Source organism: Vibrio sp. D54 (assembly GCF_021728075.1).
GTDB lineage: Bacteria > Pseudomonadota > Gammaproteobacteria > Enterobacterales > Vibrionaceae > Vibrio > Vibrio alginolyticus.
Map to the genome: position 1 here is coordinate 267333 of NZ_JAKKCS010000006.1, position 8281 is coordinate 275613.

The window sequence follows — 8281 nt, forward strand, 5'->3', positions numbered from 1 at the left end:
TACTTTGAAACGTCCTATGAAGAACCTTGTTAGAATTGATAAGCTGCAGAGAGCTTGAAGTTGCGACCCGGCTCGTAGTCATCAAGCGTGAAGCCACGTGCAGTACCCGAACGAGACGCATGAGAGCTGTACAACTCGTCAAATACATTATCAATACCAAAGGTCACCGACAGCCCATCAATATCAGACGGCACCCATTGAGCGTATAGATTATGCACATCATAACTTGCTTTCTTTGGCTGACCATCAAAGACGTTGTCTTCCTCTAGAACAAACATTGAGTTCCACCCGAAGATCGTTTCTAAAGCGTCTGACTGGTAATCCAAAGTTAGAGCAATGCTATCACCCATATCAATGCTACGCCCATTGCCCCCAGCAACAGGACCACCAGTATTCTTGTTTTTGGTGTCCGACTTAGAGTAAGAAAGTTTGCTGTTAAACTTGTCGTAACCATAAGAAGCACTTGCTTCAAAGCCTTTAATCTCAACATCACCTAAGTTGTAAATCAGGTAAGTTTGAGTCGCGTTTTGGTACTGGTCTGCAATGTAATCATCAATTTCCGTTTGGAATACCGTAATATTCGCCCCAAAGAAATGCTTATCAAAGGTTTTATCAAAACGAACACCACCCTGCGTGTTCAATCCCGTTTCTGGCTTTAGCCCATCCTCTAAAAATGCAACGTCTTGGTAAGCAATAAAGGTTTCCATTAGCTCTGGACCTTTAAATAGAGAGCGTGCACTCGCAAACAACGTCCAATCTTGCGTCACCGCCCATTCTGCTGCTAGAGCCCAAGTCACATCATCATAATTACTGGTTCCTGTCTCAGCTTTGCGTTTGTAATCATCAAAGCGCATACCTGCAGTAATAAAGAAGGCATCAGAGAAGAAGAACTGATCTTCTACAAACAGTGCGGTTGAAATCGCCGATTCGTCCATAAACTTACGACTACCGTAGTAACTCGAAGACGTTTTATCCATGTAGTCGAAGCCATAAGTGACTCGATTATCAAACTCACCCAACATAACATCTGACTGGAATTTGCCATTCAAACCAAAGTTTTGGTTTTTGGCGGTGTTCTTTGATAAACGGTTCGAGGGCCAACGAGGGGCCATCACCGTTTCGTCACGTTTAATTTCTGTCTCGGTATTATAAAGAGTGACGTTTCCTTGGTGTTGTTCGCCTCGCAACTCGTAACTCAAGGTAACGGTATCGCGGTCATAATCCGTAGGGATAAGTAACTTGCTCGACAGGCTATTATTTGCACTACCCGACATATCAGGACGCGGACTGTAATCTCCACTGTCTCGGTACATGTCATAAGAGAGCTCAAAACGATGGATGTCATTTAGTTCATACCCCAGCTTAGCCAGAATGTTGTAAACATCACCTGCAGCACCATAGGTTTTATTGCCATCACCATCTTCAAAATCATCACGCGTAACGTAATGGCCATAGACCATCGCATCAATGTTTTCGGACAAAAGTCCGTACAGTGTCAACGAACCTTGTTGGTTGTCGTTGGATGCATAGCCGCCATAAACACGCGCACCAAACTTTTCATCGTAACGAAGTAAGTCACGAGCGTCTTTCGTTTCAAAGTAGACCGAACCGCCTAACCCGTTTTGAGTCACAGAGTTATTACCTACCTGAATGTCCGCAGATTTGAGAATGTCAGGGTTCAACGTCAAGTTACCAATATGATGGAACATGCTCGCATGCTGAGAAGCACCGTCAAGACGAATGTCCAAATCGGTTTCGCTCAAACCACGAATCGTAATACGTTGATTCACAGAGTGTGTTCCACCAACATCCACACCGGGAATATCGCGCAGTAAATCAGACATATGATCGGCTTGCTTCAGTGACATGTCGTCCGCAAACATCGACTCAGTGTTGCTGGAAACTTTCGTTCCCCATACAACGACCTCTTCAAAATGTGACTCAGTATCTTGAGCTAAAACAGGGGTTGATAGCGCCATTCCCACTGCAAGGCAAAGGCTTGAAAGCTTGATAGGTGAACAAGCAGGGCTTTCCATAACTTCATTCCTAAATATTAATGATAATAATTCTCAGGTATAATAAGCATGAGTTTTATAAATACAAAGGCGATTTGGTTATGCGAAATCGCACAAGTGTTATGAGGAAGTGTCAAATGCAGGAAGTCACAACAAAACGAACTAAAATTGCCAAGATAGCTTTAACCCAAAGACTAGAGGCGACAGAGAAACAATGGATTGTCACGCAAGGCCAACCTTGTCAAACTCAACTGGCCGAAGGTAAGTTCCTATCATATCAGTACAATGATCAAATTTTTGTTCATGGCGGGCGTTGTCTAGAACTTATTGATTCGAATATTGTTTCTACTGCACACGCCTCACTGCTGGTCACTATTCTTTTAGAAGGTAGACTCTCGTTTGGCTACGACGATTTGCAATTTGATTTAGACGCGAGCGACGGCCCTAAGGGTGTAGTGGTGAACTTACTCAAACCTGCAAATTTTCGTCGTTCACTGCTCAAAGATAACCTCATTAATAAGATCAACATATTGGTTAAGCCCCAATGGCTAGAGGCCCGCCTTGAGCAAAATTGTAGCCATCGAGCCTTTTTTAACTCTCATCAGGCGTTTCAACAGTTGGAGCTTAACCAGACGCTATGCGAACTGGCTGAAACGTTAACAAATAGAGAAACACCGCAAGAGTTCCAAGAGAAGCTAGAAGTCGAAAGCTTGATCTATCAAATATTACATCAAGCCACCAAGCAAATTCCTAAGAATTTCAGTGCTAAAAACAGCAGTATTGAACGACACATTGATGGTCGGATTGAGGATATTGTCAGCTATATTGAAACTCACCTTGATCAAGAACTACGCTTGGAAAAGTTGGCGAGCCAATTCTCAATGAGTGTTTCAAACCTGCAGCGCCGATTTAAACAATCACTTAATATGACCATAAACGGCTACATTCGTTTTCGACGTCTTGAGATTGCTAGGCAACATTTGGAACGTGGCCTAGTGACGATAACAGAAGCCGCCTATGAAGCCGGATACCACCACCCTTCTAACTTCACTTATGCCTTCAAAAAGGCATTTGGTGTGCCACCACATGAAGTGATTAAAGAGTAAGGGGACTCTAGGTAACTGACTGTTATTTAGGAGTGTCTTATCCACAACATCGGTATATACTCGCCTTAAACGTTATGGAGGTTAAACATGAATATTGGTGCTGTCGCGAAGCTCACAGGGCTTTCATCTAAGTCGATTCGATTATATGAAGACAAAGGGATCATATCTCCACCAGCGCGTAGCGACTCTGGCTATCGCGAATATTCAGATAATCATATTCAAGAGCTTAACTTGGTATCACGCGCAAAAAGCGCAGGCTTTTCGTTGCAAGAATGCAAAGAGTTCGTACAACTTGCTCATAACCCCAACCGCAAAAGTAGCGAAGTAAAAGCAAGAACCATGGACAAACTGAGAGAGGTTGAAGAAAAAATTGCACACCTCATGGAGATCAAAACGCAACTTGAAGGTTGGGTTTCTTCTTGTCCTGGAGATGCAGAGAGCCGATGCCCAATCATAGACGAGCTCACCAAGTAAGCCCGCCTATCTATTGATCTCGTTAAAAACGAACTAGCTCGCTTAATGATAAGTACACATGCGCTTACCGTTTAACTCTATGATGTTAAATGGCGTTTCGTAGATGTCCTCTAGCGTAGACGCTTGAATAACCTCTTCAACCGCACCACTCGCCACAACCTTGCCTTTCTTAAGCGCCAATATGACATCTGAGTAACACGCCGCGAAATTAATATCATGAATCACGACCACCATGGCTTTATTCATGTCATGGGCTAACTGCTGCACAACTTTCATGATCTGAAGAGAGTGTTTGATATCTAAGTTATTAAGAGGCTCATCAAGAAAGACATAATCTGTATCTTGTGCAATCACCATAGCAATAAATGCAAGCTGTCGCTGACCACCACTTAATTCATCCAAGTATTTGTCTTGAATATCTTGCAAATCTAAGTAGTCGATCGCTTGTTCTATGACCTCATGATCTTCTTTAGTCAGATTTCCTTTAGAGTATGGGAAACGACCAAAAGAGACTAACTCTTTTACGGTAAACCGCATTGTAATCGAGTTAGCTTGGCGAAGTACTGCCAGTTTTTTCGCTAGCTCTTTTGTGTCCCATTCCGCGATTTCCTTGCAATCAATGATAACACTACCGCCATCTCGCTCCGTTAAGCGCGAGGCCATAGATAACAGCGTGCTCTTTCCCGCGCCATTTGGACCGATAATCGATGTTACCTTGCCCTTTTCAAACTGAGTATTGGCCTCGTCTACGACTTTGTTTGAACCGAAAGCCTTCGTTAATTTGTCTATTACTATCATATTTATACAACTTTGTTTTTCAGCAGCAGGTATAAGAAATACGCACCGCCGATAAAGTTAATTACGACACTCAACGTCGTCTCAAAACTGAACACGTTTTCGATTATCCATTGCCCAGCAAGTAATGAACTGATGGATAGAAACGAACATCCGACCAATAGCGTTTTATGTTGGTAACTTCGGAACATTTCTCGGCTTAAGTTGGTCACTAGTAAACCAAAGAACATGATTGGCCCTACCAAAGCCGTAGAAATAGCAATCAAAACCGCCGAGATAATAAACACATTTCTCGTCACTTTAGGTACATCAACACCCAAACTTTTCGCATTGTCTTGGTCGAGCCAAAACACATCTAAAGTGCGATGCATCCTAAACAACAACCAACATGCAAACATCAAAGCCGGAGCACTAAAGTAAACCAAGTTCACTTTGACATTATTGAAACTGGCGTACAGTTTCGACTGAACAATTGCATATGTGTTTGGGTCCATCAGCAAAGAAAAGAATGACGCCGCATTGGAAAATAGCTGACCAAAGATCAAGCCGACCAATAGCAACGTAATCAAGTTCTTGCTGCCTTTTGAAAAGTAAAACCCAAACAGCAGTAGCGAAAACGACACCATTACAATTACTGCAATCGCGAAATTGACGTACAAGTTAAGAACTAAGGTACTCAACCCACCAAAAATCAACACGATCAAAATTTGGGTTAACACATACAGCGCATCAAAACCCATGATACTTGGCGTTAAAATTCGGTTGTGCGTAATGGTTTGAAATACAAGTGAAGACTGAGCAATGGCCACACCCGCTAGCACTATCGCCAATACTTTAGGAACTCTACGAGACAAAAAATATTGGTAGTTGTCAGCCGTTAGCCCAATACCAATAAACAGACACGCGAAAAGAATCGCAATGCCACCTAGCAGCAGGATTTTCGTTGAATCACGCATGTTGCTTACCTCGCAACAACATAGCGATGAATACCACTCCACCCAATATGCTGATCACGATAGAGATTGGCATTTCATGAGGGAAAATAATTAAACGACTCACCAAGTCGCAACACAACACTAAAATGGCCCCATACATGGCCGTAAGCGGAATGTTCTTTTTGAGGTTATCGCCATAAAAGTGACTCACGAGATTCGGTACAATCAGCCCTAAGAATGGCAACTGGCCAACAATCATCACGACACTTGCTGACATGATGGACACCAATAGCACGCCAATCGTCACAACCTGCTGATAATTCAAACCCAAGTTAATCGCGAAATCTTTTCCGATACCTACAGCAGAGATCCTTGCGGCAAAAAGATAGCTGAGGATAACCATTGGTACCGCGATGTACAGCAGTTCAAAATCACCACGCAAGATGTTGGCGAAGTTTGCGACTGTCCAAGCATTCAGACTTTGAAGTGCATCATATTTGTAAGCGATAAACGTAGTCATGGATTGGATGACATTGCCGAAAATAATCCCGACAAGAGGCACAAAAACCACGCTCTTAAATTGAATGCGCTGAATAAAGAAAACAAACGCTAGCGTCCCAAATACCGAGATGCCGAATACGAGCCAAAGGTGATTATCATTACCAAAGAAAACCACGCTCAGTACGTAGCCCAACATGGCACATTCGATCGTACCAGTTGTAGAAGGTGCAGCAAATCGGTTCTGGCTGATTTGCTGCATGACAAGACCCGCAATACTCAAGCCAGCACCAGCAAGCAGTATGGCAAATAAACGTGGTATACGGCTGGTAAAGAAAAGCTCTAATGCTTTCTCATCACCTGAAAAGAGTTGTTGGGGCGTCATGTTTGCCACCCCAACAAATAACGAAACCGTGCTTAAAACCACAAGGGTTAGCAATAACTTCTTCAAAGTTAACCTCTGCTATCTTGGATTACAGTTCAACGGTTTGCTTTATCTCACTGACCATTTTTTCTGTTGCTGTCACACCAGACATCGACAAATACCACGCGTCCACATCTAAATAAGTGATTTTGTGATTTTTATATGCTGCGGTCGCTTTGACTAAGTCGTTATCCATGGATTTACGAATATCGTTATCCGGCGTACCTGTCAGAGAATTTCGGTCAACCACGAGAATATTTTTCGGGTTAGCTTCACGAATAAACTCATAAGAAATGACATCTCCGTGAGTGCCCGTTTTCACGTGCTCAACCGTTTCCAAGAAGCCAAAGTCGTTATAAATGACGCCAAATCGCGACTGGGCACCAAACGCGCTGATGTTGTCACCCATGCTTAAAATCGTTAGTGCATCATTTTTGTTCGATTGGTTGTAGTCACGGATTGCTTTGAATTGAGCATCTAGCGCTTCAATTTTCTGCTCTACTTTTTCTTCGATATTGAAGATCTTACCAATATTGCGCCATTGCGCTTGCGTGCCTTCCCAATAGCCTTGGTTCTCTTTCGCCGCAAAAACAACTGTAGGGGCAATTTCACTCAGCTCTTCATATTTCGCAGACGCTCGCGGACCAACCAAAATCAAATCCGGTTTTTGCATGTAGATGGTTTCAAAATCAGGTTCAAACAAACTACCCGCAGAGGTGTAGTTATCTTTGCTGTATTTTGAAAGGTAACTAGGAAGATTAGACGAGTTAGATACTGCAACAGGATCGATACCAAAGTTGTCCAGCGCATCTAGCGGGCCAAAGCCAATCACAACCACACGCTCTGGGGATTGTTCTAGCTCTGTTTGACCCATGTAGTGGTCAATCACAACTTTAGCAGCGAAAGAAGGAGAAACAGTAAATAACGACAGCATAGCCGCACCGACGAATTTTTTCATTTTGTTAAGCCTTAATGAGATCTATTATCATACGCGTTCGCAATATAACGCTACTCTTTAATGCATTCAACAAAATTTAAGGTACTTTACATTAGTTACGTTTACTCAAGACTTAGATATATCAAAGACTTATAAAACCCATCAGTTCCAATACCTGGGCGTATCATTCATGCGCTTCAATAAACGCTTTGAGTGCCAGCTCATCAATAATCTCCAAACCGTTGTCCGTTTTTGTAATCAATCCCTTTTCAATCAAGTCCTTAACTGCACGTCGATAGACTCGGCCTGAGGTACCAAACCGCTCAGCCTCTTGGTTCACTTTATCAAAACCACCAAGCAGCTTATCCGTCTGATTACGGACGAGAAGATCATAGGCAATGTTGTAAGTAATGGGATGCAACAAACGATTAGTGTAGATATCCATGGAGTCTTGATAATCCTCAGCCAATGCTGAAGCGAAGAACACCATCATTTGGGGATGATTTTGCAGTGCTTCGGTTAGTTTTTGGATACAGATAACATCAACCTGCATATGTTCATCTGCTATCACATTCCATTGACAAGGAGTCTGAGTGAAGAACTCCATTTCACCATAAATATGATAGTCGCAGTTAGCTTCCCCTAATTGAAAACGTCGTCCATTTGCGGCCAATATGTTCATCGAGACTCGACCTACTGGCACAACATACAAGTACTGAAGTTGCTCACCTTGGCGGAGAATTGCTTCCCCAGCATCAAAGTAACGCGAATTTATTTGGCATTGATAAATCAAATCGCGAAAGGTGGCACTCTTTTCTTCAAGGTATGTTTTGAAGCGACCAGTCGGATAAGGGCTGATTTTCATTTTCTGCTCTCTCAGAAAAAGTTACGGACAACTATTTAAGGTGGATTGTACCCCGTAACTCCAAATAAAAAAGCGACAGTGACCTGTCGCTTTACATCTATTCTGTGTACTGTCCTAAATAAGGTTGACACTTTCCACCCCCAAAATTGGAGAGTGTTATGAAATCAACAACTAAAAGAACTCAGCGCGATTACTCCCTCGCTTTTAAACTCACTGTAGTTGATGAGGTTGA

Annotated in this window: 8 protein-coding genes; 2 read left to right on the forward strand and 6 right to left on the reverse strand. The window is 42.7% G+C overall.

The features are described 5' to 3' along the window. Window positions 1-29: 29 nt before the first annotated feature. Window positions 30-2036 carry a TonB-dependent siderophore receptor gene (locus tag L3V37_RS11195; RefSeq protein WP_005382608.1) on the reverse strand — a complete coding sequence of 669 codons (2007 nt, stop codon included), beginning with the start codon at window positions 2034-2036 and terminating at the stop codon, window positions 30-32. 116 nt (window positions 2037-2152) lie between these two features. On the opposite strand from L3V37_RS11195, the gene L3V37_RS11200 reads away from it, so the two are divergent. Beyond that, entirely contained in the window at window positions 2153-3121 is a 969-nt protein-coding gene (locus tag L3V37_RS11200; protein WP_053307613.1) for a helix-turn-helix domain-containing protein, read from the forward strand. An 87-nt stretch (window positions 3122-3208) separates the two neighbouring features. Continuing rightward, window positions 3209-3595: a Cu(I)-responsive transcriptional regulator gene (gene cueR, locus L3V37_RS11205; RefSeq protein WP_005376627.1), complete on the forward strand. Its 387-nt coding sequence runs from the start codon at window positions 3209-3211 to the stop codon at window positions 3593-3595. Between the two features lie 42 nt (window positions 3596-3637). Here cueR and vctC read toward each other — a convergent pair whose 3' ends face one another. The 5 genes from vctC to L3V37_RS11230 form a co-directional block, all read right to left on the reverse strand. Continuing rightward, complete coding sequence (vctC, locus tag L3V37_RS11210) at window positions 3638-4393, reverse strand: iron chelate ABC transporter ATP-binding protein VctC (RefSeq protein WP_017635379.1); 756 nt, start codon at window positions 4391-4393, stop codon at window positions 3638-3640. Window positions 4394-4395: 2 nt separating this feature from the next. Next, window positions 4396-5346 carry an iron chelate uptake ABC transporter permease subunit VctG gene (gene vctG, locus L3V37_RS11215; RefSeq protein WP_005376631.1) on the reverse strand — a complete coding sequence of 317 codons (951 nt, stop codon included), beginning with the start codon at window positions 5344-5346 and terminating at the stop codon, window positions 4396-4398. Continuing rightward, window positions 5339-6274, reverse strand: coding sequence for an iron chelate uptake ABC transporter permease subunit VctD (gene vctD, locus L3V37_RS11220; protein WP_017820306.1), 936 nt, complete (start codon window positions 6272-6274; stop codon window positions 5339-5341). The genes vctG and vctD overlap by 8 nt, the downstream gene beginning before the upstream one ends. 22 nt (window positions 6275-6296) lie before the next feature. Further along, the gene (locus tag L3V37_RS11225; protein ID WP_005376635.1) at window positions 6297-7205 is read right to left on the reverse strand and encodes a siderophore ABC transporter substrate-binding protein; all 909 of its coding nucleotides are present in this window, start codon (window positions 7203-7205) and stop codon (window positions 6297-6299) included. Window positions 7206-7368: 163 nt separating this feature from the next. After that, entirely contained in the window at window positions 7369-8049 is a 681-nt protein-coding gene (locus tag L3V37_RS11230; RefSeq protein ID WP_005382613.1) for a Crp/Fnr family transcriptional regulator, read from the reverse strand. Window positions 8050-8281 lie beyond the last annotated feature (232 nt).